The organism is Mesorhizobium sp. M0045, from assembly GCF_040323385.1.
Lineage (GTDB): Bacteria > Pseudomonadota > Alphaproteobacteria > Rhizobiales > Rhizobiaceae > Mesorhizobium.
Genome location: NZ_JAMYUY010000018.1, coordinates 61,523 through 84,568 on the forward strand (window position 1 = coordinate 61,523; position 23,046 = coordinate 84,568).

General features: G+C 62.9%; 27 protein-coding genes. 16 read left to right on the forward strand and 11 right to left on the reverse strand.

Features of this window, described 5'->3' with window-relative positions:
* Positions 1-100 precede the first annotated feature (100 nt).
* Complete coding sequence (locus tag NKJ72_RS24005) at positions 101-694, forward strand: hypothetical protein (RefSeq protein ID WP_352479691.1); 594 nt, start codon at positions 101-103, stop codon at positions 692-694.
* Between the two features lie 92 nt (positions 695-786).
* Here the strand turns inward: NKJ72_RS24005 and NKJ72_RS24010 are convergent, their stop codons facing one another.
* Positions 787-1,581, reverse strand: a complete 795-nt coding sequence (locus tag NKJ72_RS24010) for a lytic murein transglycosylase (RefSeq protein ID WP_352479692.1) — start codon at positions 1,579-1,581, stop codon at positions 787-789.
* A gap of 185 nt (positions 1,582-1,766) precedes the next feature.
* Here NKJ72_RS24010 and NKJ72_RS24015 point away from each other — a divergent pair, with 185 nt between their 5' ends.
* From NKJ72_RS24015 to rpsP, 7 genes are all read left to right on the forward strand, one after another.
* On the forward strand, positions 1,767-3,014 hold the full coding sequence (locus NKJ72_RS24015) for a flavin monoamine oxidase family protein (RefSeq protein ID WP_352479693.1): 1,248 nt from the start codon (positions 1,767-1,769) through the stop codon (positions 3,012-3,014).
* A 90-nt stretch (positions 3,015-3,104) separates the two neighbouring features.
* Positions 3,105-4,199 (forward strand): zinc-binding metallopeptidase family protein, encoded by a 1,095-nt coding sequence (locus tag NKJ72_RS24020; protein ID WP_352479694.1) that lies wholly within the window; start codon positions 3,105-3,107, stop codon positions 4,197-4,199.
* A 63-nt stretch (positions 4,200-4,262) separates the two neighbouring features.
* A complete protein-coding gene (locus NKJ72_RS24025) occupies positions 4,263-4,865 on the forward strand; it encodes a DUF1236 domain-containing protein (RefSeq protein WP_352479695.1) in 603 nt (200 codons plus the stop codon).
* Between the two features lie 146 nt (positions 4,866-5,011).
* The gene (locus NKJ72_RS24030) at positions 5,012-5,980 is read left to right on the forward strand and encodes a CPBP family intramembrane glutamic endopeptidase (protein WP_352479696.1); all 969 of its coding nucleotides are present in this window, start codon (positions 5,012-5,014) and stop codon (positions 5,978-5,980) included.
* 410 nt (positions 5,981-6,390) lie between these two features.
* Entirely contained in the window at positions 6,391-8,019 is a 1,629-nt protein-coding gene (gene ffh / locus NKJ72_RS24035; protein WP_254817889.1) for a signal recognition particle protein, read from the forward strand.
* Between the two features lie 7 nt (positions 8,020-8,026).
* Positions 8,027-8,353: a chorismate mutase gene (locus NKJ72_RS24040; protein ID WP_352479697.1), complete on the forward strand. Its 327-nt coding sequence runs from the start codon at positions 8,027-8,029 to the stop codon at positions 8,351-8,353.
* Positions 8,354-8,402: 49 nt separating this feature from the next.
* Positions 8,403-8,804: a 30S ribosomal protein S16 gene (gene rpsP / locus NKJ72_RS24045; protein ID WP_254817891.1), complete on the forward strand. Its 402-nt coding sequence runs from the start codon at positions 8,403-8,405 to the stop codon at positions 8,802-8,804.
* Positions 8,805-8,875: 71 nt separating this feature from the next.
* Here rpsP and NKJ72_RS24050 read toward each other — a convergent pair whose 3' ends face one another.
* Both NKJ72_RS24050 and NKJ72_RS24055 read right to left on the reverse strand, forming a co-directional pair.
* Positions 8,876-9,139, reverse strand: coding sequence for a YMGG-like glycine zipper-containing protein (locus NKJ72_RS24050; protein ID WP_023680734.1), 264 nt, complete (start codon positions 9,137-9,139; stop codon positions 8,876-8,878).
* Between the two features lie 206 nt (positions 9,140-9,345).
* A complete protein-coding gene (locus NKJ72_RS24055; protein ID WP_352479698.1) occupies positions 9,346-9,756 on the reverse strand; it encodes a DoxX family protein in 411 nt (136 codons plus the stop codon).
* 254 nt (positions 9,757-10,010) lie between these two features.
* Between NKJ72_RS24055 and NKJ72_RS24060 the strand changes: the two genes are divergently transcribed.
* Entirely contained in the window at positions 10,011-10,418 is a 408-nt protein-coding gene (locus NKJ72_RS24060) for an ACT domain-containing protein (protein WP_352479699.1), read from the forward strand.
* A 187-nt stretch (positions 10,419-10,605) separates the two neighbouring features.
* Here the strand turns inward: NKJ72_RS24060 and NKJ72_RS24065 are convergent, their stop codons facing one another.
* Positions 10,606-11,640, reverse strand: a complete 1,035-nt coding sequence (locus NKJ72_RS24065; RefSeq protein WP_352479700.1) for an aspartate-semialdehyde dehydrogenase — start codon at positions 11,638-11,640, stop codon at positions 10,606-10,608.
* 456 nt (positions 11,641-12,096) lie between these two features.
* Here NKJ72_RS24065 and NKJ72_RS24070 point away from each other — a divergent pair, with 456 nt between their 5' ends.
* The 3 genes from NKJ72_RS24070 to NKJ72_RS24080 all read left to right on the forward strand — a co-directional run bounded on the left by NKJ72_RS24070 (position 12,097) and on the right by NKJ72_RS24080 (position 15,481).
* Positions 12,097-13,944, forward strand: coding sequence for a DEAD/DEAH box helicase (locus tag NKJ72_RS24070; protein WP_352479701.1), 1,848 nt, complete (start codon positions 12,097-12,099; stop codon positions 13,942-13,944).
* 88 nt (positions 13,945-14,032) lie between these two features.
* Positions 14,033-14,740, forward strand: a complete 708-nt coding sequence (locus NKJ72_RS24075; protein WP_352479702.1) for a DUF805 domain-containing protein — start codon at positions 14,033-14,035, stop codon at positions 14,738-14,740.
* Between the two features lie 96 nt (positions 14,741-14,836).
* Positions 14,837-15,481 (forward strand): DUF805 domain-containing protein, encoded by a 645-nt coding sequence (locus NKJ72_RS24080; RefSeq protein WP_352479703.1) that lies wholly within the window; start codon positions 14,837-14,839, stop codon positions 15,479-15,481.
* Here NKJ72_RS24080 and NKJ72_RS24085 read toward each other — a convergent pair.
* The 6 genes from NKJ72_RS24085 to leuD all read right to left on the reverse strand — a co-directional run bounded on the left by NKJ72_RS24085 (position 15,471) and on the right by leuD (position 19,874).
* Entirely contained in the window at positions 15,471-15,902 is a 432-nt protein-coding gene (locus NKJ72_RS24085; RefSeq protein WP_352479704.1) for a GNAT family N-acetyltransferase, read from the reverse strand. The genes NKJ72_RS24080 and NKJ72_RS24085 overlap by 11 nt on opposite strands.
* A gap of 57 nt (positions 15,903-15,959) precedes the next feature.
* A complete protein-coding gene (gene leuB / locus NKJ72_RS24090; RefSeq protein WP_352479705.1) occupies positions 15,960-17,063 on the reverse strand; it encodes a 3-isopropylmalate dehydrogenase in 1,104 nt (367 codons plus the stop codon).
* Between the two features lie 139 nt (positions 17,064-17,202).
* A complete protein-coding gene (locus NKJ72_RS24095) occupies positions 17,203-17,553 on the reverse strand; it encodes a VOC family protein (RefSeq protein ID WP_352479736.1) in 351 nt (116 codons plus the stop codon).
* 52 nt (positions 17,554-17,605) lie between these two features.
* Entirely contained in the window at positions 17,606-17,989 is a 384-nt protein-coding gene (locus NKJ72_RS24100; protein ID WP_352479706.1) for a RidA family protein, read from the reverse strand.
* 321 nt (positions 17,990-18,310) lie between these two features.
* Positions 18,311-19,222: an Ivy family c-type lysozyme inhibitor gene (locus tag NKJ72_RS24105; RefSeq protein WP_352479707.1), complete on the reverse strand. Its 912-nt coding sequence runs from the start codon at positions 19,220-19,222 to the stop codon at positions 18,311-18,313.
* A 46-nt stretch (positions 19,223-19,268) separates the two neighbouring features.
* Positions 19,269-19,874 (reverse strand): 3-isopropylmalate dehydratase small subunit, encoded by a 606-nt coding sequence (gene leuD / locus NKJ72_RS24110; RefSeq protein ID WP_352479708.1) that lies wholly within the window; start codon positions 19,872-19,874, stop codon positions 19,269-19,271.
* 155 nt (positions 19,875-20,029) lie between these two features.
* Here leuD and NKJ72_RS24115 point away from each other — a divergent pair, with 155 nt between their 5' ends.
* The 4 genes from NKJ72_RS24115 to NKJ72_RS24130 all read left to right on the forward strand — a co-directional run bounded on the left by NKJ72_RS24115 (position 20,030) and on the right by NKJ72_RS24130 (position 21,831).
* A complete protein-coding gene (locus tag NKJ72_RS24115) occupies positions 20,030-20,455 on the forward strand; it encodes a GNAT family N-acetyltransferase (RefSeq protein ID WP_352479709.1) in 426 nt (141 codons plus the stop codon).
* A gap of 92 nt (positions 20,456-20,547) precedes the next feature.
* Entirely contained in the window at positions 20,548-20,859 is a 312-nt protein-coding gene (locus tag NKJ72_RS24120; protein ID WP_031213186.1) for an ArsR/SmtB family transcription factor, read from the forward strand.
* Positions 20,859-21,305 (forward strand): SRPBCC family protein, encoded by a 447-nt coding sequence (locus NKJ72_RS24125; RefSeq protein WP_352479710.1) that lies wholly within the window; start codon positions 20,859-20,861, stop codon positions 21,303-21,305. The genes NKJ72_RS24120 and NKJ72_RS24125 overlap by 1 nt, the downstream gene beginning before the upstream one ends.
* 37 nt (positions 21,306-21,342) lie before the next feature.
* On the forward strand, positions 21,343-21,831 hold the full coding sequence (locus NKJ72_RS24130; RefSeq protein WP_254817905.1) for an SRPBCC family protein: 489 nt from the start codon (positions 21,343-21,345) through the stop codon (positions 21,829-21,831).
* Positions 21,832-21,867: 36 nt separating this feature from the next.
* Here NKJ72_RS24130 and NKJ72_RS24135 read toward each other — a convergent pair whose 3' ends face one another.
* Positions 21,868-23,034, reverse strand: a complete 1,167-nt coding sequence (locus tag NKJ72_RS24135) for an NAD(P)/FAD-dependent oxidoreductase (protein WP_352479711.1) — start codon at positions 23,032-23,034, stop codon at positions 21,868-21,870.
* Positions 23,035-23,046: the final 12 nt, after the last annotated feature.

The following is a 23,046-nucleotide window of genomic DNA, read 5'->3' on the forward strand; positions in this document are numbered from 1 at the left end:
ACTTCTAATATAACAGAAATTAAACCACCTCAAAAGAGTTCTGTTTGACCTTTTGGCGACTTCATCTAAGTTCCCGCTTGCTGTATGGGGGCTTTTGACAATGAAAAATGGTGTTTTTATTCTGCTTGCAACGGTCACCGCCTTGACGGTGTGCCAGTTGTCAGAGGCAAGCGCGAAACGCAACCCGGGCGCGAACTTGGGCGGATGTGTCACCGCTGTCCACGCATGGGGCATCACGCTCAAGCACGATATCGCCTCCTTCATGGGCGTCTCGCAGGAGCGCATGCCGGCCCTGTTCTGCCAGCGCCTTGCCGAAGGGGTGCGCACCGGACGCATCAGCTACTCCGACATAAACAGCCTACAGCTCGACCAATCGACCGAAATCTGGCTGGTCATCAAGGGCAAGTCAAAGGCGGCTGCTAGGGCCACCCCGGCGCCGCGGAACCCCAAATTCCGTACCTGCTCAAATGTTATCACCGGCTCCTTCGAGGTTGCCGCTTCCGAGAAATGCCCCTTGGGCGGCAGCTACTCGCAAGCTGCCGGAGTCCCGACGGTGATCGAGGGCAGGCCAAAGGCGGCTCCTTCAACGCCACCGAACTCCAAGTTCCGTACCTGCTCAAATGTTTACTCAGGCTCCTTCGAGGTTCCCGCTTCCAAGAAATGCCCATTGGGCGGCGGTTACGTGAACAATTGAGAGCCCAGGCGCTCGCCGCTCTTGGCATGCCACACGCACCGACAAAAAAGCCCGGCACACGGCCGGGCTTTTTGTCGAACGGACATTTCTAGTCAGCCGCCGTCGATCGCGTCGGCGATATGGGCGATGGCCTGTTGGTAGACGCTCGCGGAATTCCAGCCGGCAATTGCACCGATATTCGCCTGCGCGCTGGCGCCCGGTCGCCAACCATGACTCTTGAGGAAGTTGGCGGTAGAAGCCAACGCAGTGGCCTTGTCGCGCAGGTTTTTGTTACCTACGCCATATGTCAAAACATTTCCGGGCAGGAACTGCGTGTGACCAATCTCGCCATGCGCGGCACCGACCGACGAGGCGCTCAACGCTCCGCGATCAACCAGCTTCAGGGCCGCAATGGCATGCGGGTAGAAGAACTCCGGACGGCGGCAGTCATAAGCAAGCGTTAAAATGGCGGAGACCGTATTCTGGTTGCCCATGGCGGAACCGAAGCCGGTCTCCATGCCCCAGATGGCGAGCAACACGCCCGGCGACACGCCGTAATTCTGTTCGATCTTGTCGAACAGCGCAGCATTGGCCTTCTTCAGCGCACGGCCCCTGGCAATGATCGCGGACGCGCCACGGCGCTTCATGAAAGCTTCCACCGAGCCGCTGAAAGCCTTATGGATGGCGCGGTCGACGGAGATCGTCTTTGTCGCGTAGGTTGCGCGAGCCAGAGCGGCCAGACCCTTCGAGCCGACGCCGTCGGCCTTGGCCTCCGCGGCGAACTCCGGTTTCCACGCCTCGAAGCCGGCGCCGCTCTTGCCACAGCTGGCCGCCTGCGCGCCCGTCGCCAGCGCAAGCACCGCCACCACCGTGGCCACTACAAACATCTTCTTGGCAAGAAATGCCATGCTGCTCTCCTGGTTGCCTGAATCACGTTCCCAATTGCGAACTTGCCTGCGAAACACCTGCTTGTCACTGCCCCGGCGCCACGCCGATGCACTCAATACAGCAGGAACCTCAAATCCACCACACTGGCGGACGCCCGGGAATTTGCCTACGATCAAGTAATTATTGTGGCGGGGGCAGAATAAGCATGGAAGACGTTGACGTCGTGATCATCGGCGCCGGTTCAGCCGGGCTTTCGGCTGCCAAGACCCTGCGCGCTGCCGGTTTTTCCTTCAAATTGTTGGAAGCGATGAACCGCATTGGCGGCCGCGCCTGGACCAGCGATCAGCATTTCGGCGTGCCGTTCGACATCGGCTGCGCCTGGTTGCATGCCGCGGACCGCAATCCTTATTTTCCCGAGGCGAAAGCCGCCGCCTGGACGCTTCATCACCACGACATGAATGTCGATCATCTCTACTACCGCGAGCGAAAGGCAAGCGAAGCCGAAGAGGCGGCGATGAAGGTTGCCGACGCAAGGCTGTTCGAACTGGTGGCGGCACATCAGGTGAGGGAAGGCGACGACGACCGTCTTTCGGCATTGCTCGCCAAGGGACACGCGCCGCGCGCCGCCGCAACCTTCGCCGGGCCGATGGATTTCGGCGCCGACGAGGACGAGATATCGATCCGCGACTTTCAGGCGGCCGCCGATCTCGATCCGAACTATTTCACCAGGGAAGGCTTCGGTACGCTGGTTGCGCGCTTCGGCGCCGATGTGCCGGTGGCACTGTCGACGCCGGTGCGCAAGATCGTCTGGGATGGGCCGGGCGTAGCCTGCGTCACCGATCGCGGTATCATCTGCGCCAAGGCGGTTATCGTCACCGCCTCGCCGGCAGTGCTCGCCTTCGAGGAGATTGCGTTCTCGCCTGCACTCCCCGACGCGCATTTCGCCGCCTTCTTTGACCTGCCGATGGGCATGCTGACCAAGCTGCCGGTCGAAATATCCGGTACAAGGCTCGGCCTGGAGCCGTTCGACGATTTGCTGATCGAGCGGCTGGCCAGACACGACATCTACTTCCTCTGCTTTCCCTTCGACCTCGATCTGATGGTCGGTTTCGTCGGCGGCGATTTCGCCTGGGAGATGTCGGCGGCGGGCGAGGCGGCCGGCATCGACTTCGTCGTCGACCGGCTCTGCGGCATCTTTGGCGGCGACGTGCGAAAACATGTCGGACGCGCGATGATGACCAATTGGGGCGCTGAGCGGTTCGTGCGCGGCGCCTATGCGGCGGCGCGGCCAGGCCGCTCGCAAGCGCGCGCCACGCTGATGCAGCCGGTGGCGGAAAAGATCTTCTTCGCCGGCGAGCATTTGGCCGGTCCGCTGATGCAGACCTGCGGCGGCGCCAGGCTATCGGGCGCGGCAGTGGCCAAGGAGGTCGTCGCCCAGCTTGCGGCAAAATAGCGTCGGCCGGCAGGAACGTGGGCAGCTGACAGGCGTTTGGCGTTCTCCTGTTCGTATTGTCCTTCGCATTTCGAATGATTTGAGACGCCAATGAAGCTTTTCGACTGCCCGCATTGCGGCCACCGTCTCTATTTCGAGAACGCGCAATGCCTGAACTGCGCCAGCCTCGTGGTCTACGATCCCGAGCATGCGCGCTTCGCGCTGTCCGGCGGCGACGTCTTCCATTGCACCAATGCCGACGAATGCGCCTGCAACTGGATGGCGGAGCCCGGCCACGCCTTCTGCCGCGCCTGTGCGCTGAACCAGCTGATTCCGGATCTGTCGGTCGACGGCAACCGCCGCCGCTGGATCCGTGTCGAGGCGGCAAAGAAGCGTGCCGTGTATTCGCTGCTCGCCTTCGGCCTGCCGGTCGCACCCAAGCAGAATCCCGGCGACGAGATCGGCCTCGCTTTCGATTTTCTTGCCGATCCGATCGGCGGCGGTCCCGGCGGCGAGCGTATCTTGACCGGCCACGACAACGGCCGGATCACGCTCAACGTCGCCGAGGCGGATTCGGCAGAGCGCGAGCGACGGCGCGTCGAGATGGGCGAGAACTACCGCACGCTGCTCGGCCATTTCCGCCATGAACTCGGCCATTATTACTGGGACCGCCTGATCCGCGACGATCCGCAAAGGCTTGCCGGTTTTCGCGCTTTGTTCGGCGACGAGCGCGCCGATTACGAACAGGCGCTGAAGACCTATTATGCCGATGGCGCGCCGCCCGACTGGCAGCAGCGCCATATCTCCGCCTATGCGACGTCGCACCCATGGGAGGACTGGGCCGAGACATGGGCGCATCACATGCACATCACCGACACGCTGGAGATGGTGCATGCCCTGAATTTCCCGCTCGGCCGGTTGGAGACCGTTGAAGCCAACGAGCTGCCGCGCGCCGATACCGGCGGCAAGTTGCAGCCGGCACCATCGGAACCCGCCCCCAGGCCAGAGCCCTTCGAAAGGATTCTCGAGCGCTGGCTGGTGCTGTCGGAGGCGTCCAACTCGATCAACCGCTGTATGGGCCTGCCCGATCTCTATCCCTTCGTCATCTCGGACGTGGCGGCGCAAAAACTTGCTTTTGTTCACGAGCTTTTGACCGACCTGCCGAAAACGACTGGAACAAATCGTGAGCCGGCCGAAGCCTTTTAGCCGGAACGCATGCGGCTTTGCTTCGTTTTCGGTCCCGAGGGACTGTGAAACGGAGAGAAAACCATGAAACGCATATTGTTTCCGGCGGTGGCCGGAGCGCTCATAGCGATGTCGGGCTCTGCTTTGGCCGACACCGCCGTCTCGGCCATCACCGATCTCAATGTACGCGCCGGCCCCGGCCCGCAATATCCGGTCATCGGTGTGCTCGCGGCCGGCCAGTCGGCGACGCTCGACGGCTGCATCGCCAATAGCAAATGGTGCACCATCGCCGAGGCCAACGGCCAGGGCTGGGTCTATTCCGACTATGTGACGGCCGATTTCGGCGGCAGCCGTGTGGTCCTGACACAGCGTCCGGCCAGCGCTGACATTGCCGTCGTGACACCGCCTGCCGATAGCGCCGAATATTCCGACACCTATACCGGAGCGATCGTTGCCGGCGAGGCGATCGAGCCTATCCGCAGACCGCCGGCCGAGATCCGCACCTATGTCCGTACGCATCGGCTCGAACCGGTCTATCTCGAGGGCGAGGTGGTGACCGGCGCGACGTTGCCTGACACCGTCGAGCTGCGCGAGATTCCGGACTATGATTACCGCTATGTCTATGTGAACGGCCAGCCGGCACTGGTCGATCCAGGCACCAGGCGCATCATGTACGTCGAGCGCTGACGATACAAACAGGGCGGTCGCCTATAGCGGCGGCCGCTCGCACTGCCGACACTGCCACAAGCCGGTACTGCCGCTGCAATACCGGTTTCCACATTGCGGCCGATGTTCTAGACCTTGCGAGCCGAAGCACCAGCCAGCGAGCCCGCGTGACGATCGACCCAACCGCCTTCCAACAGTACCGGCACACCACCAACAACAAGACCACTTTGCCGCGGCTTCTGCTTGGAGCGGTGGTGGTCATCCTGTTCTGGCTCGGAATCACTGCCGCCGTGCTGTTCGGCGGCACATATGCCTTTGCCGTTTGGCAGGCGTCATCTGGCACCGCCTCGCCAGGTGGAGGAGCGGTGCAGGATTTCATGGCCTCTCCTGCGGGCATCCTCGCGGCGCTGGCTTCATTTGTCGGAATCTGGCTCGGCCTTTGGGCTGCAATGCGCTGGATCCATCGCGAGAAGCTGACCGCCCTGATTGGCGTCAGCCGGCGCATTTCTTGGGCGGGGTTCCTGAAAGGGTTGACCGCGGTGCTGATCACCTCGCTGCTTTCCGAGATCCTGCTTTATGGTTTGCAGCCCGACATCGCGCGCGGCGCGATCGGCCTGTCCTCGTGGCTTTTGTTCCTGATCCCGATCGCCGCCCTGACCTTTCTGCAGACCTCGTCGGAGGAGATGCTTTTTCGCGGTTATCTGCTCAGGGGCCTGGCGAGCCGGTTCCAGAACCCTTTCATCTGGGCGCTGCTGCCGGGATTGCTGTTCACCGCCCTGCACTGGAGCCCAGGTTCGAGCGCCGCCATCAATGCCTGCGTGCTGGCCTCGATCGCCGCCTTTGCGCTGTTGCTGACCCTTCTGGTCTATGCGACCGGCAATCTCGGTGCCGGCTTCGGCGCCCATCTCGGCAACAATCTGACCGGTTTCCTGCTGATTTCGCACCAGCAAAGCTATAATTCCTTCGCCCTGTTCAACGCCAAGCCGCTCGAATCCGCCGGCTGGACGACTTTAGACGCCGTCCTCATCGCCGTGATCGGCATCGTCAGCAGCCTGTTGACTGTTCTGTTGCTTTTGCATCCGCGCTCACCGCTGAAGGTCGAGCCGGATATGCCGCTCGCCGGCGGCGTGCGCTGATGCGCCTTGCCTGGCCGCCCCGAGCATATTTGGCGCAAAGCCTGACCAAAGCTTGACTCTGCGGCCGATTTCCTGTCTACACGCCGCGAAATCCGCGACGAGTATTCCTCCGAGCAAACCGACCGGGACGCCGAAACCTCCTTGAGGTGAAGTGCTGTAAATCGATCCCGGAGGCCAACACCCGGCAGCGCTGTGCGCCCCCGGGTGCTTTTTGGCTTTGGGCTTTTGCCCGGACCGGCTTTTGTTTGGACAGTTGGCGCGAACGCATTACCTCTCGGGCACATCCGGGTGCCAGGGAAAAGGAAAAAGAATGTTTGAATCGCTACAGGAACGCACAAGAAGCGTGGAGGGCCATCGGCCCGACAGGGATCAAAATCAATCCAAGGCGCTGTCGCGCGGTGGGTTGACCAATGTTTGAGTCCCTGCAAGAGCGCCTTGGTTCGATCCTGAATGGCCTCACCGGCCGCGGCGCCTTGTCGGAGGCTGATGTCTCGGCGGCGCTGCGCGAGGTGCGCCGTGCGTTGCTCGAGGCCGACGTGGCCCTGGAAGTGGTGCGTTCCTTCACCGACAAGGTGCGCGAGAAGGCCGTCGGCGCCGCCGTGGTCAAGTCGATCAAGCCCGGCCAGATGGTCGTCAAGATCGTCCATGACGAACTGGTCGAGATGCTCGGCGCCGAGGGCGTCGCCATCGATCTCAATGCACCGGCTCCGGTCGTCATCATGATGGTCGGCTTGCAGGGTTCCGGCAAGACGACGACCTCGGCCAAGATCGCCAGGCGCCTCACCGACCGTCAAAACAAGAAGGTTTTGATGGCCTCGCTCGACACGCGGCGTCCCGCCGCGCAAGAGCAGCTCCGCCAGCTCGGCGAGCAGGTCAAGGTCGCCACATTGCCGATCGTCGCCGGCCAGACGCCGGTCGATATCGCCCGCCGCGCCGTGCAGGCGGCCAAGCTCGGCGGCCATGACGTCGTCATCCTCGACACTGCCGGCCGCACCCACATCGACGAGCCGCTGATGGTCGAGATGGCCGACATCAAGAAGATGTCGTCGCCGCACGAGATCCTGCTGGTTGCCGATTCGCTGACCGGCCAGGACGCCGTCAATCTGGCAAAAAGCTTCGACGAGCGCGTCGGCATCACCGGCCTCGTGCTGACCCGCATGGACGGCGACGGCCGCGGTGGTGCGGCGCTCTCGATGCGCGCCGTTACCGGCAAGCCGATCAAGCTGATCGGCACCGGCGAAAAAATGGACGCGCTGGAGGAATTCCATCCCAAGCGTATCGCCGACCGCATCCTCGGCATGGGCGACATCGTCAGCCTCGTCGAGAAGGCGGCCGAGAACATCGACGCCGAACAGGCGGCGGCGATGGCCAGGAAGATGCAGTCGGGCAAGTTCGACCTGAACGACCTCGCCGGCCAGCTTCAGCAAATGTCGAAAATGGGTGGCATGGGGGGCATCATGGGGATGATGCCCGGTATGGGCAAGATGAAGGATCAGATGGCCGCCGCCGGTCTCGACGACAAGATGTTCGGCCGCCAGCTCGCCATCATCTCGTCGATGACCAAGGCGGAGCGCGCCAACCCCGATATTCTGAAGCACTCGCGCAAGAAGCGCATCGCCGCCGGCTCGGGCACCGACGCGGCCGAAATCAACAAACTGTTGAAGATGCATCGCGGCATGGCCGACATGATGAAGGCGATGGGCGGCAAGGGCAAAGGCGGCGGCCTGATGCGCGGCATGATGGGCGGCCTCGCTTCCAAGATGGGGCTCGGCGGCATGATGCCTGGCGGCCCAGGCGGTCCCGGAGGCGGCATGATGGGCGGCGGCATGCCGGATCTCTCCAAGATGGACCCGAAGCAGCTCGAAGCCTTGCAGAAGCAGGCGCAGGCGGCCGGGCTCGGCGGCATGAAGGGCCTGCCCGGTGGTCTTCCCGGTGGCGGTGGCCTGCCTGGGCTGCCCGGCGGCATGAAACTTCCCGGCCTGCCGGGTGGTGGCGGGCTGCCAATGCTTGGCAAGAATGGCCTGGGCAAGAAGAAGTGAGAGCGCCATGAACGAAGAGAAGGACATGGCGGACGCGCGTGCGGCGCTGGCCAATTATCGCGCCTCGATCGACAATATCGACGCGGCGCTGATCCACATGCTGGCCGAGCGCTTCCGCTGCACCAAGGCAGTCGGTGTGCTGAAGGCGGAACATGGCCTGCCGCCTGCCGACCCGGCGCGCGAGCAGGAGCAGATCGCCCGTCTTCGCCAACTGGCCAAGGACGCCCATCTCGACCCGGATTTCGCGGAGAAATTCCTGAACTTCGTCGTCCGCGAAGTGATCCGCCATCACGAGCAGATCGCCGCATCCAACGGCGTGACGAGAACCGGCTGAGGACCAGCCACCAACCGATCAACCAAATCAGAGCTTTAGGAGAAGAGAAATGCCACTGAAAATCCGATTGGCCCGTGCGGGCTCGAAGAAGCGTCCCTATTACCATGTCGTCGTCGCCGACGCGCGTTCGCCGCGCGACGGTCGTTTCATCGAGTCGCTCGGCTCGTGGAACCCGCTGCTGCCCAAGGACGGCGAACGCGTCAAGGTCGACGCCGAGCGCGTCAAGCATTGGCTGTCGCATGGCGCCCAGCCGACCGACCGCGTGCTGCGCTTCCTCGATGAAGCCGGCATCGCCAAGCGCGAAGCCCGCTCCAACCCGAAGAAGGCCGAGCCCGGCAAGAAGGCGCAGGAGCGCGCAGCCTTGCTGAAGAAGGCGCAGGAAGATGCCGCCGCGGCCGTTGCCGCCGCTGCAGCCGCGCCGGCCGAGGCGGAAGCCGCCAGCGCCGAATAAATCATCTCCACAACCACGAAACGGCGGGCCTTGCCCGCCGTTTTGCTGTTCGTCCGCATGGTGCGGCCCGATCAATAGCCCTCTGGGCAACTCGCAACGTACACACGACCGTTACGATCGCGATAACGGCACTGGCCGCTTTCGCTGGCACGGCCGATCAGCGCACCGGCCAAAGCGCCGGCCGCACCACCGATCACCGCGCCCTTGGTTGGGTTGCCGGCCACCGCAGCGCCGACCGCCGCACCGCCCAGGCCACCAACTGCCGCGCCTTGCTCAGTGCGGGAGCAGGCACCGAGCGGTACCAGCAAGGCCATCAAGATCATCACCTTTTTCATTGTCGTTCCTCTCCAACAGGGTGCCGTCCTCGCCGCTGAACCTCCTAACTCGCAACCAGGCGATTTGATCCAAAGAAGAAGATCGGCTGCCGCCCGGCGGCGCTCGATTTGATCCAACTCGATTTGATCCAAAGAGTAGAAAAGCGGCGGCAGATCGCGCCCGCTCTGGCGGCGTGGCCACCATCGAACGGCTTTCGAAGTCGCCGCTATTGGTTGAATGGGAACAACCCGCGCACCCTTGGATCGCGCAGATACAGGCCACCCCAGAGGATGGCGCCGAGATAGACGCCGAACAGTATGTGCGAGAACAAAGGGCTGCCGATCCGCACATGCGTGGCGACGGCGCCGCCGAGATAAGCGGTGAGCAGGATGGCGCCGAGCACCGAGGTGCGCGGCAGCGCGTAAAGCGCTGTCGAGACCAGTCCAATGATGCCGAGAATGCGCGAGACATTGGCATCGGCCGGCCAGCCGAGCTGCACCATGGTCTGGGTGACGATTTCGAGCGGCGGTAGCTTGATCACGCCGTCGAAGATCATGAACAGCACGACGACGGCGCTGAGCACGCGGCCGGCCCACAAGGCACGCGATGAGACGGGTGCTGCCTGAGACATGGTCATTGATGTTCCCTCCGGTCGTTGTGAGCACTGGCTCCTCCGCCAGCTCGAACCAAGGACGCGGTCCATTACGGCGATCCGACATGCCTCCAGTTCTTTTCACTCCAGCGGCGAACCTTGGGTGTGTACGTTCAGTCAGCAACGAACCTGGCCAAGTCCACCTTGCGGGGTGAGGTGGAGGGCGTTATCGAAAATCCATAGAAGTGTCTTCGAGCGCTCGACGCAGCAGCCGCCTAGTCGCACAACGAAAGCAATCGATGGCCGGAGAGACCGACCTGAAACAGTTGCTGGCGGCAATGACGCCGGAATTGCTTGCCGGGGTTCATGTGTTCACCACGTTGCCACCCGATGCGCCCGTTCCCGACAGGCTCCACCCGGTGATGCTATTTCGCGAGCGCGAGGGCATGACGCTGATCGTGCATGAAGACCATGCCAAGGCCGCTGGACTGAAAACCGTGTTCCGCTGCCGGATGCTGACGCTGAACATCCATTCGTCGCTGGACGCGGTCGGCTTCCTCGCCGCCATCACCGCACGACTGGCCGCGGCCGGCATCGGCGTCAATCCGGTCTCGGCCTTCTACCACGATCACCTGTTCGTGCCCGCCGACCGGGCGGAGGAGGCGCTGGAGTTGCTGTTGGACCTAGCGGAGGAGAACCGGCTGTGACGCCGGCACCTTGCTGGCCATTTGAGACGCCTGCGCTGCCCCTCATCCTCCTGCCGGAACCTTTTCCCCGTGAGCGGGGAGAAGGGCGCTAACGGCCGAAGGCCGAGCCCGCGACTGCGGGCCGCCGGCCTTCCGGCGCCCCCGCGGAGGGCCAGCCGCGATAGCGGCGATACGGCCGTGAGCGAAACTACGCCGCCTTCTTCTTTGGCTGTATCAGCCCGCGCTCGACCAGCAGCTCGGCGATCTGAACCGCATTGAGTGCCGCGCCCTTGCGCAGATTGTCGGAGACGATCCACATCGAAAGGCCGTTGTCGATGGTCGAATCCTCGCGGATGCGCGAGATGAAGGTGGCGTCCTCGCCGGCCGATTCCAGTGGCGTGATGTAGCCGCCGTCCTCGCGCTTGTCGATGACCTGGCAGCCCGGCGCCTCGCGCAGGATCTCGCGCGCCTCATCGGCGGTGATCGGCTTTTCGAACTCGATGTTGACCGCTTCCGAATGACCGATGAACACCGGCACCCGCACGCAGGTCGCCGTCAGCTTGATCTTGGGGTCGAGCATCTTCTTGGTCTCGGCCACCATCTTCCACTCTTCCTTGGTGAAGCCGTCGTCGAGGAAGACGTCGATATGCGGGATGACGTTGAAGGCAATACGCTTGGTGAACTTCTTGACGTCGACGGTGTCGGCGACGAACACAGCGCGCGTCTGCGTGAACAATTCGTCCATGCCTTCCTTGCCGGCGCCGGAGACCGACTGGTAGGTGGCGACGACGACGCGCTTGATGGTGGCAGCGTCATGCAGCGGCTTCAGCGCCACGACCAGCTGCGCCGTCGAGCAGTTCGGGTTGGCGATGATGTTCTTGCGCGTGAACAACGAGATCGCATCCGGGTTCACTTCCGGAACGATCAGCGGCACGTCCTGGTCGTAACGGAAGGCCGACGAATTGTCGATGACGACGCAGCCCTGCTTGCCGATCTTCGGCGACCATTCCTTTGAGACGTTGCCGCCAGCCGACATGATGCAGATGTCGGTGTCTGAAAAATCATATTGATCGAGCGCCCTGACCTTCAGCGTGCGGTCGCCGAACGACACTTCCGTGCCTTGGCTGCGCCGCGAGGCCAGCGCCACCACCTCGCTTACCGGAAAGCCGCGTTCCTCCAGTATGTTAAGCATTTCCCGGCCCACATTGCCCGTGGCGCCGACGATCGCAACCTTGAAACTCATCGAAATCTCCTGTCGCTCTCCGCTCGGTTTCTGGAGAAAACCCGCCGGCCGATGCGGGTTTCAACCCCCGGGCCGGACCCGGGAGAGGGTGGTTAGGCCAAGGGAATCAGACCGTTTTGGTGATCGTTTTGCCGGTTTTTTTGAGCAACAACGTGGGTTTGCTGGAACGAGGAGACGCAGCGACGCACCCGGTCCAATGGTTCGCATTGGGGCCGGGGATGTCGAATGCAAGGAGCGCCATCATAAGGCCGCGCATCGAAACTATCCCGTTCGGTGCCGGCTTTTACGCGGTTTGCGTCCAGAGTCAATCGCAAGCAGGCCGACCCGCCCGCCCTGTACAATGCCAGCGGCACCAAGTACGAACGGGTATCGTCTGGCTCGTGGCGCCCGTCCGTGGCGCTTGCCGACATTTACCCGTCGCCGGGTATTTAAGAATCCGAATTTCGAAAGAGCAAGATGTCCAATTTCGAAGCTATCGTTCCCGCGCTGGCAAAGGCGCTGGAAAAACGCGGCTATGTCGAACTGACGCCGGTGCAGAAGGCGGTTCTCGAGCTTGGCCAGGCCGATGCGCTGGTTTCGGCCCAGACCGGCTCCGGCAAGACCGTCGCCTTCGGTCTGGCTTTGGCGCCGACCCTTCTCGATGGCGCGGAGCGCTTTTCCCACGCGGCGGCACCCCTGGCGCTTGCCGTGGCGCCGACGCGGGAGCTGGCCCTGCAGGTGACGCGCGAGCTGGAATGGCTTTACGAACTGACCGGCGCCACGGTGGCGTCCTGCGTCGGCGGCATGGACATGCGCACCGAGCGGCGCGCGCTGGAGCGCGGCGCCCATATCGTCGTCGGCACGCCCGGCCGCCTGCGCGACCACATCACCCGCAACTCGCTCGACATGTCGGCGCTCAAGGCAGTGGTGCTCGACGAAGCCGACGAGATGCTCGACCTCGGCTTTCGCGAGGATCTGGAATTCATCCTCGATGCTGCCCCTGCCGATCGCCGCACGCTGATGTTTTCCGCCACTGTGCCGCGCTCCATCGCCACGCTGGCCAAGGGCTACCAGCGCGATGCGGTACGCATCTCGGCTGGTGGCGAGGAGAAACAACATCTCGATATCGAATACCGGGCGCTGAGCGTCGCCCAGGCGGACCGCGAAAACGCCATCATCAACGTGCTGCGCTTTTACGAAGCCAAGAACGCGCTGGTGTTCTGCAACACCCGCGCCGCCGTCAACCATCTGACGGCGCGCTTCAACAACCGCAACTTTTCCGTCGTGGCGCTGTCCGGCGAGCTTAGCCAGAACGAGCGCAGCCACGCGCTGCAGGCGATGCGCGACGGCCGCGCAAAAGTCTGCATCGCCACCGACGTCGCGGCACGCGGCATCGACCTGCCCAACCTCGAACTGGTCATCCACGCCGACTTGCCGACCAACCCGGAGACGCTCCTGCACCGAAGCGGGCGGACGGGACGGGCAGGACGCAAGGGCGTCAGCGCGCTGATCGTGCCCAACAATGCCCGCAGGCGCACCGAACGCCTGCTGCAAAGCGCCGGCCTTGCAGCGACGTGGGCGAGCCCGCCTTCGGCCGACGACGTCTTGCGCCGCGACGACGAACGCATCCTCGCCGACCCGGTCTTCAGCGAGCCGGTGACGGACGATGAGCGCGGCTTCGTCAACGCGCTTCTCGCCCAACGTGGCGCCGAACTGGTGGCGGCGGCCTTCGTGCGTCTCTGCCGCTCCAGCCGCTCGGCGCCCGAGGATCTCTTGGAGGTCGCTCCGTTCACGCCGTCGGGCGACAGACCCGCTGGCGACAGAGCCGCCCGCCGCGACGAGCCACCGAGCCGCCGCGACGATTTCGGCGACAGCGTCTGGTTCTCGCTGTCGGTCGGACGCCGGCAGAACGCCGAGCCGCGCTGGCTGATCCCGATGCTGTGCCGGACAGGCGGCATTTCCAAGCGCGAGATAGGCGCGATCAAGATGCAGCCGGAGGAAACCTTCGTGCAGATCGCGGCGGACTGGGCCGAGCGCTTCCTCGCTGCGATCGGTCCCGACCGCAAGCTGCAGGGCAACATTGCGGTCAAGCGGCTGGACGCTACGCCGGATTTGTCGCGAGCCGGCTATCAGGAACCGCGGCCCGACAAGAAGCCGCATCGCGGCAAGCGAACCTTCGATCAGCACGCGCCCAAATTCGAGAAGCGCGCACCCGCCGACCAGCGCCCGGCATTCGAGGCGAAGCCCTGGGCCGGGAAACCGGCCAAGGCGAAGTTCGAAGGCGGACCTGCGAAACACAAGAAATCGAAGAAACGGCCGGGGTAAATAGCCAGCACTCTCCATTTCCGCACGCCCCTTGCGGTCTGCCGGAACTTTGCACAGTCTGGGGCGGGGAAATGGGGGTGGGCAGGACATGCGCGGCGAAGTTCTTCATTACGACGAAGACCAGGGTTTTGGTTTCATCACCGGAGCCGACGGCAACCGCTACACTTTGGCCCGCGAAGATTTGCGCCGCGAAGCATCGGTTGCCGGAGGCACGACCGTCGAATTCCAGCCGGCTGGCGGACGGGCACGCGATGTTTTTTCGATCCGCGCCCAACCTGGCAGTGCGCCTGCCGACGCCTCCACTGCAACCGCCGCGCCATCTCAGGCCGGCAATGCGCCAGCGGCACGTCCGCCGCAACATTTCGGCCGTTCCGCTGAACAAAGTCCGGCCGAATCCGCCGGCCTGTGGAACTATTTCTGGCTGGGCCTGACCGAGAATTATTTCAACTTCGCCGGCCGTGCCCGCCGCAAGGAATATTGGGGCTATTGCCTGTTCTGGACGATCGCGCTGATCGTGGTCGTAGGCATCGGTGTCTTTATCGACGGCGTCATGGGCAATACCGCTGAACTGCCGGCAGTAACGGTCGGCCTTTTCGGCCTCTTTCTGCTGGCGACAGCCCTGCCGTGGTTCGGGCTGAACGTGCGTCGCCTGCACGACATCGGCCTGACCGGCTGGCTCTTCCTGCTTTTCCTGATCCCGACCTTCGGCACCGTGATCATCCTGATCTTCGCGCTGATCCCGACACAGGCACGTGAAAACCAGTGGGGTCCGGTGCCGGCAGGCGTCAGGGTTTAGCCGGCGCCGTGCCTAGCAGCCGCTCCATTCGCACATGTGATGCGTGCATATTGCAATTGAAAACAACCCGTACGGCACAGTATTTGGGGGCAAGCAATGCGCGGCGCGATTTATCATTATGACCAGGATCAGGGTTTCGGATACATCAATGGAGCCGACGGCAAGCGTTACATCGTCGGGCATGAGGATCTGAGTCCCGGCGTGGCGTTGGTCAGAGGCGCACCCGTCGAGTTCCAGCCGGACGATGGGACTGCGCGCGCCGTCATTGCAGGAAGGCCAAGGGCTGCCGAATCCCGCAGCCTCATTCCCAACGGCGTTGAACCTGCCCTATCCACCGGATTATGGGCTTATTTCTGGCGCGCATTCAAAGTGAGACATGTCAGCTTCACCGGCCGCGCCCGCCGCAAGGAATTTTGGGGCTTTTTTCTGCTCACGCTGATTGTGTTCTTCGCGCTTCTTGCGTTCGGCGTCCTCATCAATGCAGCGATCACAGCTGTCAGAGGCGACCTGGAATTTGGAGCTTTGGGTTATGCGCCAGCCTTCGTGTTCCTGCTACTGACTGTCCTGCCGTGGTTTGCCCTTATGGTACGACGCCTGCACGACATCGGCCTGAGCGGCTGGTTCGTTTTGCTGTACTTCGTTCCCGGCTTCAACACGCTGGGTCTGTTGGCGCTTGGGCTTATCCCATCCAAGGTCGGTGAAAACCCTTGGGGGTCGGTGCCGGCGGGCGTCAGGGTTTAGCGGTCGCCTTCAGCGCCTCGCTCGAAAGCCTGAGGAAGACCTTCCGGCCCTGGCGCTCCGCGCCGAGTCTGACGTAGAAGCGCAGCGCACGCTCGTTCCAGTCCTCGGTGGTCAGGTCGATGCGGCCGATGCCTTCGCGCAGGCAATGGCCGGCAAGGAATGCCATCAGCGCTCGACCGACACCGCCATTGCGGGCATCATCGCGTACGAATAGGTCCTTGAGGAACAGCAGCCGCTCGAGATCGATGCCGGGATGCGCGATCGCAACCGAGGCCAGCCCGCAAACTTCACCATCGACGAAGGCGAGCGCAAAATGCGGATAGGCCGGACTTTCGTCGCCAAGCCATTTCTGCGCCGCCGACAAAGCTTGGCTGGCGTCGAGTGGCGGCTGCCGGTAATGCACCGCCATTTCGCAAAGCATGGCGGCGAGTGCCGCGGCATCCCCGGTCGTCGCCCAGCGGAGTCGACCGACACCGGATCAGCCCAGGAACTTGGCGATGATCGCGTCGCCCATCTCAGCGGTGCCGACCTCGGTCATCCCCGGCGAATGAATATCCCTGGTGCGCAAGCCCTGGTCGAGAACGGCGGCGATCGCGCCTTCCAGCCGGTCGGCCTCTTCAACCATGCCGAAGGAATAGCGCATGCACATGGCGAAGGAGGCGATCATGGCGATCGGATTGGCGATGCCCTTGCCGGCGATGTCGGGTGCCGAGCCGTGCACCGGCTCGTAGAGCGCCTTGCGCTTTTTTGTCTTCGCATCCGGCGCGCCGAGCGAGGCGGACGGCAGCATGCCGATCGAGCCGGTCAGCATGGCGGCGATGTCGGACAGCATGTCGCCGAACAGATTGTCGGTGACGATGACGTCGAACTGCTTCGGCCAGCGCACCAACTGCATGCCGCCGGCATCGGCCAACATGTGATCGAGCTTGACGTCGGCATAGCGCGCCTTGTGCGTCTGGGTGACGACCTCGTTCCACAGCACGCCAGATTTCATCACATTGCGCTTTTCCATCGAGGTGACGTGGTTCTTGCGCGTGCGTGCCAACTCGAAGGCAACGCCCGAAATGCGCTCGATCTCGAACGTGTCGTAAACTTGAGTGTCGATGCCGCGCTTCTGGCCGTTGCCGAGATCGATGATCTGCTTCGGCTCGCCGAAATAGACGCCGCCGGTGAGCTCGCGCACGATGAGGATATCGAGCCCTTCGACCACCTCCTGCTTGAGCGAGGAGGACGCCGCCAGAGCCGGATAACAAATGGCGGGTCGAAGATTGGCAAACAGCTCCATGTCCTTGCGCAGCCGCAGCAGACCCGCCTCCGGGCGCACCTCGTAAGGCACCGCATCCCATTTCGGTCCGCCGACGGCGCCGAACAGCACTGCGTCCGCGGCCATCGCCTTGGCCATGTCGGCATCGGAGATCGCCGCGCCATGCGCGTCATAGGCGCAGCCGCCGACAAGGCCCTGATCGGTGACGAAATCGCTGCCGAGCCTGTCGTTCATGGCGGCGATCAGCTTCTTCACCTCGGCCATCGCCTCGGGTCCGATGCCGTCGCCGGCAAGCAGGAGAAGATTTTTCGAAGCCATGAGAACCGTCCCGGTTGTTTAGCGCATGAACGCGGCCTTGCTAAACGCCAAGCAGCCGGCGCGCAAGCCTGCGGTTCAGAGCATCGGACCTAAAAGTGGAAACCGGTTTTGGCAGAATCCGATGCTCAAGCCAAAACGCCTACAAATGCGAAAGGATATTGACCAGCCTGCCGAACGGGTCGCGTACGAAGAAGCGCCGCACGCCCCAGGGTTCGTCCGCCAGACCGTATTCGATGGCAAAGCCGGCCGTCCTCATGCTTTCAAGCGCGGCATCGACGTCGTCGACTTCGATAGAGATGTCCGGCACCGGCGTTCCTGATCCCCCTTCGGCCATGAAACTGACCTGCACGGACATCGTCTCTTGCGAGCCGTAGGTAGCGATCCAGCCCATATCCATCTTGAGATCGAGGCCGAGCACATCCTGATAGAAGGGTTTTGCCGCCGCGATATCCTGCGTGTCTATGTTTGCAACGATGCGCCTGACCTTCACCATTGGCCGGATCCTCGTGCTAACCGTGTCGTTTTCGCAACCGTGGCAGGCATCAGGCTGTGCGCCGCAGCGCCGTCACCTCGATCTCGATCTTCATCTCCGGCTTGTTGAGCAGGCACACGATCATCGTTGCCGCCGGCCTGATCTCGCCAAAGGCCTCGCCGAGGATCGGGAACACCACATCCACGAAAGCCGCATCGGTGATATAGTAATGTGCCCGCACCACATCGGCCATCTCGAAGCCGCCGTCTTGCAATGCCTTGGCGATCGTCGCCAGGCAATTGCGCGTCTGCGCCTCGACCGTCTCCGGCATCGTCATAGTGGCATAATCGTAGCCGGTCGTTCCGGACACGAAACACCAGTCGCCCTGCACCACAGCACGCGAATAGCCGGCGGTCTTCTCGAAGGGCGAACCGGTGGAGATCAGTTTTCGCATGGGGCGGCCTCGTTGGGTTGCTGAGCGTCGTCTAGCAGAGGGGGCCGGGCGGGTCATGAGCCAAGCTAGGCAAATTGTTGTCACGAGGCGGCAAGACGCAAACCTTGGAGATTGGCCGGAGCACCTATCCGTCGTCATCCTATGGCGGAGCAAGGAGCGTAGCGACGCAGCGTAGACCATAGGATCCATGCCGAGACCTCATGGGCTTTGCCACGGTGCAGAATTTCTGCTCAGCCGCGCCTTCCGACAACGGTCGCGGCAGGGATCCTCGGGTCAAGCCCGAGGATGACGAATGCGCAGTTGCGACCCCTTGTCGAAACCTTAATTCGCCGACCCCAGCGCCTTGTCCAGCGCTTCCTTGACGTCGGCCGGCCATGTACTCACCGCCGGCCACGCGTCCGGCTCGGGCTTGTCGCCGCGGCGGGCGAAATAGAGCTTATGGTTGATCGGGTCGACGGCCATGAAACCGTCATTGCCGCCGCAATCATGCGGCACGCAGCCGCTGGCAAAAAAGGCGCCCGAAGCGGTCTCCTCAGTACCGCCGCCGACCAGCAGGCTGGTCGCCATGTCGGGCATGTCCTTGCCGAGCAGCGTCTCGGCTAGCCTGTAGACGGCCTCGTTGTGAAAGGCATCAATGATGTTGTCGTATTTCGACGGATCGACGTCTTTCCAGTCGGTGCCCGGCTCCGGCATGTAGGTCAGATTACCGGACGTCGTCAGCCCGTCCGTCGGCGACCATTGCAGCGCCGGCTTGGAATCGCCCGGCAAAAGATAGGGTACGAAATAGATGGCGCTGTCGGAGATCGCGGCCGGCGGTGCGCCGCATTCATCCTGCTCGACCGTGGTCGTCTGGATCGTGCCGCCTTCCGGCTTCCACACGATCACCTTGGCCGGGCCGCATTGATTGCCGCCGTCGCCGACATCGACCAGCGCCACCTTGACACCGCCAACCTCGACGACCTTGTCGAAGAAGACGTCGTAATTGCGCGCCAGTTCCTTGCCGTCGAAGGCGAGCACCCGTTCCCCGTACTCTTCCTCCTGGGTGATGGTCAGCTGGCCGCCCTCGAACGGGATCGGCGCCTGTTTGTCATTGTCGACAGCAGCTGTGTCGCTGGCGCCTTGATCTGTCGCTGGCGCCTCGGTGGTGGGCGTCTGCGTCTGGGCATAGACGCTCGCCGCTGGCAGCAGTATCAGCGGCAGTCCGCAGGCAGCGGCAACAAGCAAGCGTGTCATCACATCCCTCCCGGACTTAGGCCGACCGTCGGCGCGGCTTTAGAGTCTATGCCCAGGGCCGCATCTCGGCGTTCTTCTTCTCGAACGAAGCGATGGCGCCGGCCTTCTCCATGGTCAGACCGATATCGTCGAGCCCGTTGAGCAGGCAGTGGCGCTTGAACTCGTCGAGGTCGAACTTGACCACGCCGCCGTCCGGCCCGCGGATTTCCTTGGTCTCGAGATCGACCGACAGCGTCGCGTTGGAACCGCGCGAGGCATCGTCCATCAGCTTCTCCAGGTCTTCAGCGCTGACGGTGATCGGCAGGATGCCGTTCTTGAAGCAGTTGTTGTAGAAAATGTCGGCGAACGAGGTCGAAATGACGCAGCGGATGCCGAAATCGAGCAGCGCCCACGGCGCATGTTCCCGGCTCGAACCGCAGCCGAAATTGTCGCCGGCGACCAGGATCTGCGCCTTGCGGTAGGCCGGCTTGTTGAGCACGAAGTCCGGGTTTTCCGAACCGTCGTCCTTGTAGCGCATTTCGGCGAACAAGCCGGTGCCGAGCCCGGTGCGCTTGATCGTCTTGAGATAATCCTTGGGGATGATCATGTCGGTGTCGACATTGACGATCGGCATCGGCGCGGCGACGCCGGTGAGCTTGGTGAATTTTTCCATGGTTCTTGCCCGTCTTCTTCTCGTTGCGGGGAATTGCTGGCGCCCGGTTTACACAAAGCCGCGGGCAAATAAAAGGCGGCTGTTTCTGGACTTCCGTCGTCGATCGAAACACAAAACGCTTCAAAACCACCGGCCCATGGTGCACTTTTATCGACATGACAACGCGATCCACGATCCTTTACGCCAGCGAACCGGGCCTCGGCATCGCCGAGTTCCGCCGCGTGCTGGTGGAATCCGGCCTCGGCGAGACACGGCCCGTCGATGACAACACTCGATTGAAGGCGATGTTGTCAGCGGCCAATTTGGTGCTCACCGCGCGTCTCGACACAGAAGGCAAGCCGCTGGTCGGTGTCGCTCGCGGCATCACCGACTTTTCCTGGGTCTGCTATATCTCCGAGCTCGCTGTTTCTGCATCGGCGCAAGGGCTGGGTATCGGCAAGGGTCTGATGGATGAGGCACGCCGGCAACTCGGACCGTCCGTCGCCATCAGCCTGATCTCCATGCCCGACGCCGTCGGCTTCTATGAGCGTATCGGCATGGAGCGCATGCCCAACGCATTCTGGTTCGGCCGCAAGCGCTGAAATCCACTTTCAGCGACCTCAACCTGCGCATCCTCGGCCAAGGTTCTGCCTCTTGACATGCAACCAGATGGTTGCATATTGGGGTCATGAGCATGGATGCCGTCTTTCGCGCCTTGGCCGACCCGACACGTCGGCGATTACTGGACAGCCTTCATGCAAGGAACGGGCAGACGCTGAACGCGCTGTGCGGTGAGATGGACATGACGCGCCAGGCGGTGACCAAGCATCTGGCGATCCTGGAAGAAGCAAACCTCGTCACCACCATCCGCAAGGGACGCGAGAAGCAACATTATCTGAATCCGGTTCCCATCAACGAGATCGCCGAACGCTGGATCGGCAAATTCGAGCGGGGGCGACTGGGCGCCCTCAGCGATTTGAAGAAACGCCTCGAAAGGGAAGACTGATGAGCAACATTTTCGTTTATGTCACCTACATCCGCACTTCGCCCGAAAAACTCTGGCAAGCGCTGACCGAGCCGGAGTTCCAGCGGCAATATTTCCTCGGCGCCCAGATGCTAAGCGACTGGAAACAAGGTTCGGCGTGGAAGATGGTTTACACCGACGGCCGCGTCACCGACAGCGGCGAGGTCCTCGAGATCGATCCACCCAAGCGCATCGTGCTCAAATGGCGCAACGAGTTCATGCCCGAGGTCAAGGCGGACGGCTACACACGCTGCACCTTCGCCATCGAGCAGGAGGGCGAGATGGTGAAGCTCGCCATCACACACGAAGCCGATGGACCGCACAAGCTGCTCGGCCATGTGGCGAACGGCTGGCCGCTCATCCTGTCCAGCCTGAAGAGCCTGCTCGAAACCGGCAAAGGCCTGTCGCGCCCGGCGTCGAAGGCTTGAGATTGTTTCGATAGCGAAACGTTTCTGGAGACAGGCGATGTACAGTGCCGCGGTGCACAGCATGACCAATGGCAAGACCGTTATGGCGAGCGCCGATGTTTGCGCGCCGCCCGAGCGGATCTTTGACGCGCTCGTTACACGCGAGGTCGAGCGCTGGTGGGGGTCCGCCAAGACCTACCGGATGACCGGATGGACGGCCGACCTCCACGTCGGCGGCCGCTGGAGCGTCACCGTCGAGACGGCGGCCGGCAGACACCTGCCCGCCAGCGGCGAATTCCTGGAGATCGAAGAGCCGCGCCGGATCGTGCAGACGCGGAGATACGGCTGGGACCATCCGACGCTTGGCCGCCGCGAAACCAAAGTCGCCTGGCTGCTGGAGCCGATCGCCGGCGGCACACGCGTCACCATCTGCCATGGCGGCTTCGCCGGCCTCGCTGCTGCCGCGACGAAGCATGCCGAAGGCTGGGCCCAGGTGCTGGGCTGGCTTCAGGCGTATCTTGGTACGGACGGCTTGGTGGCGGCTTAATCCACCAAGCAACGGTAGCATCCCTTCGGGCTAGCGTTAAATTACATTCAATTCCCGAAACGGCCGCCCATCGGCGATCCGGCTATACCCGAACGCCGAGCAATCCACCGTGCGATAGCCGCCATGCACGATCAGTTCGGCCAGCGCCTTGCCGACCGCTGGAGCCTGCTGCAAGCCGTGACCGGAAAACCCGTTGGCGAAGAGGAAATTACCGACCTCGGGATGCGGGCCGATCACCGCATTCTGGTCGAGCGTGTTGTAGTCGTAATGGCCGACCCAGGCGCGCGTCGGCTTGATCGCCTCGAAGGCTGGAATGCGGGTCGCCAGCACCGGCCAGATCACCTCTTCGAACAGTGGCCAGTCGGGGTCGAAGTCGGCGGGATCGGCTGGTCCTTCGCCCTCTTCCGGCTCGGCGCCACCGGTGATGTAGACCGAGCCCTCCGGCCGGACATAGATGCCGCTCGGGTCGACCAGAAGCGGCATGTCCTCATATTTCTCGCGCGCCTCGAAGACGAAGACGTTGCGCTTGCGCGGCTCCACCGGCAGCGCCAGCCCTGCCATTGCCGCCACCTTGCCGGCATTCGGCCCGGCGGCGTTGACGACGGTGCCGGCCTCGAGCCGCTCGCCATTGTCCAGAAATACACCAGTGACGCGGCCGCCTAGCCGCTCGATACCCGTCACCGACGCCGTGATAAAGTCGATGTTCTTCGTGCGCAGTGCCTTGCGGAACAGCATCAGCATCGCATGCGCGTCGAACCAGCCTTCGCCGCTGCGGCCATAGGCGCCGGCGGAAATGCCCTCGACCGACAGCCACGGAAAGCGGCGGACGAGCGCCTCCGCATCCTCGAGCAGGATGTCGGCGCCCTCGGCCATCTGCGCTTCGTGGTTGGCCCGCAGGATAGGCAGCCCGTTTTCGCCGGCAAGGATGAGATAACCGCCTTCGCGAAAGCCGATATCGGCATCCGCGCCAAACTCTTCCCTGAGCCGCCGGAACAGTTTCAGCGTGAACTGCGACAGACGGATGTTTTCCGGGATCGAAAACTGCTGGCGGATGGAGGCGCAGGACAGTGTGGTCGCCGCATGAGAAAATTGCGGGTCGCGCTCGACAAGTGCAATCGAGCCCGAAAACCCTTCCTCGCGCAGGTAATAGGCAACCGACGAGCCGACGATGGCTCCACCGATGATGACGATGTCGTAATGCACCTTTTCGCCCTT

What these genes read in the sequence shown, in the direction of transcription:
- NKJ72_RS24100 (WP_352479706.1), bottom strand. Translation starts at nt 17,989, where the DNA reads ATGCGAAAACTGATCTCCACCGGTTCGCCCTTCGAGAAGACCGCCGGC.
- NKJ72_RS24060 (WP_352479699.1), top strand. Translation starts at nt 10,011, where the DNA reads ATGGCCGGAGAGACCGACCTGAAACAGTTGCTGGCGGCAATGACGCCG.
- NKJ72_RS24085 (WP_352479704.1), bottom strand. Translation starts at nt 15,902, where the DNA reads ATGCTTTGCGAAATGGCGGTGCATTACCGGCAGCCGCCACTCGACGCC.
- NKJ72_RS24075 (WP_352479702.1), top strand. Translation starts at nt 14,033, where the DNA reads ATGCGCGGCGAAGTTCTTCATTACGACGAAGACCAGGGTTTTGGTTTC.
- NKJ72_RS24025 (WP_352479695.1), top strand. Translation starts at nt 4,263, where the DNA reads ATGAAACGCATATTGTTTCCGGCGGTGGCCGGAGCGCTCATAGCGATG.
- NKJ72_RS24125 (WP_352479710.1), top strand. Translation starts at nt 20,859, where the DNA reads ATGAGCAACATTTTCGTTTATGTCACCTACATCCGCACTTCGCCCGAA.
- NKJ72_RS24015 (WP_352479693.1), top strand. Translation starts at nt 1,767, where the DNA reads ATGGAAGACGTTGACGTCGTGATCATCGGCGCCGGTTCAGCCGGGCTT.
- NKJ72_RS24040 (WP_352479697.1), top strand. Translation starts at nt 8,027, where the DNA reads ATGAACGAAGAGAAGGACATGGCGGACGCGCGTGCGGCGCTGGCCAAT.
- NKJ72_RS24120 (WP_031213186.1), top strand. Translation starts at nt 20,548, where the DNA reads ATGGATGCCGTCTTTCGCGCCTTGGCCGACCCGACACGTCGGCGATTA.
- NKJ72_RS24020 (WP_352479694.1), top strand. Translation starts at nt 3,105, where the DNA reads ATGAAGCTTTTCGACTGCCCGCATTGCGGCCACCGTCTCTATTTCGAG.
- NKJ72_RS24050 (WP_023680734.1), bottom strand. Translation starts at nt 9,139, where the DNA reads ATGAAAAAGGTGATGATCTTGATGGCCTTGCTGGTACCGCTCGGTGCC.
- leuB (WP_352479705.1), bottom strand. Translation starts at nt 17,063, where the DNA reads ATGGCTTCGAAAAATCTTCTCCTGCTTGCCGGCGACGGCATCGGACCC.
- NKJ72_RS24105 (WP_352479707.1), bottom strand. Translation starts at nt 19,222, where the DNA reads ATGACACGCTTGCTTGTTGCCGCTGCCTGCGGACTGCCGCTGATACTG.
- NKJ72_RS24055 (WP_352479698.1), bottom strand. Translation starts at nt 9,756, where the DNA reads ATGACCATGTCTCAGGCAGCACCCGTCTCATCGCGTGCCTTGTGGGCC.
- rpsP (WP_254817891.1), top strand. Translation starts at nt 8,403, where the DNA reads ATGCCACTGAAAATCCGATTGGCCCGTGCGGGCTCGAAGAAGCGTCCC.
- NKJ72_RS24070 (WP_352479701.1), top strand. Translation starts at nt 12,097, where the DNA reads ATGTCCAATTTCGAAGCTATCGTTCCCGCGCTGGCAAAGGCGCTGGAA.
- NKJ72_RS24065 (WP_352479700.1), bottom strand. Translation starts at nt 11,640, where the DNA reads ATGAGTTTCAAGGTTGCGATCGTCGGCGCCACGGGCAATGTGGGCCGG.
- NKJ72_RS24005 (WP_352479691.1), top strand. Translation starts at nt 101, where the DNA reads ATGAAAAATGGTGTTTTTATTCTGCTTGCAACGGTCACCGCCTTGACG.
- NKJ72_RS24010 (WP_352479692.1), bottom strand. Translation starts at nt 1,581, where the DNA reads ATGGCATTTCTTGCCAAGAAGATGTTTGTAGTGGCCACGGTGGTGGCG.
- NKJ72_RS24130 (WP_254817905.1), top strand. Translation starts at nt 21,343, where the DNA reads ATGTACAGTGCCGCGGTGCACAGCATGACCAATGGCAAGACCGTTATG.
- ffh (WP_254817889.1), top strand. Translation starts at nt 6,391, where the DNA reads ATGTTTGAGTCCCTGCAAGAGCGCCTTGGTTCGATCCTGAATGGCCTC.
- NKJ72_RS24080 (WP_352479703.1), top strand. Translation starts at nt 14,837, where the DNA reads ATGCGCGGCGCGATTTATCATTATGACCAGGATCAGGGTTTCGGATAC.
- leuD (WP_352479708.1), bottom strand. Translation starts at nt 19,874, where the DNA reads ATGGAAAAATTCACCAAGCTCACCGGCGTCGCCGCGCCGATGCCGATC.
- NKJ72_RS24115 (WP_352479709.1), top strand. Translation starts at nt 20,030, where the DNA reads ATGACAACGCGATCCACGATCCTTTACGCCAGCGAACCGGGCCTCGGC.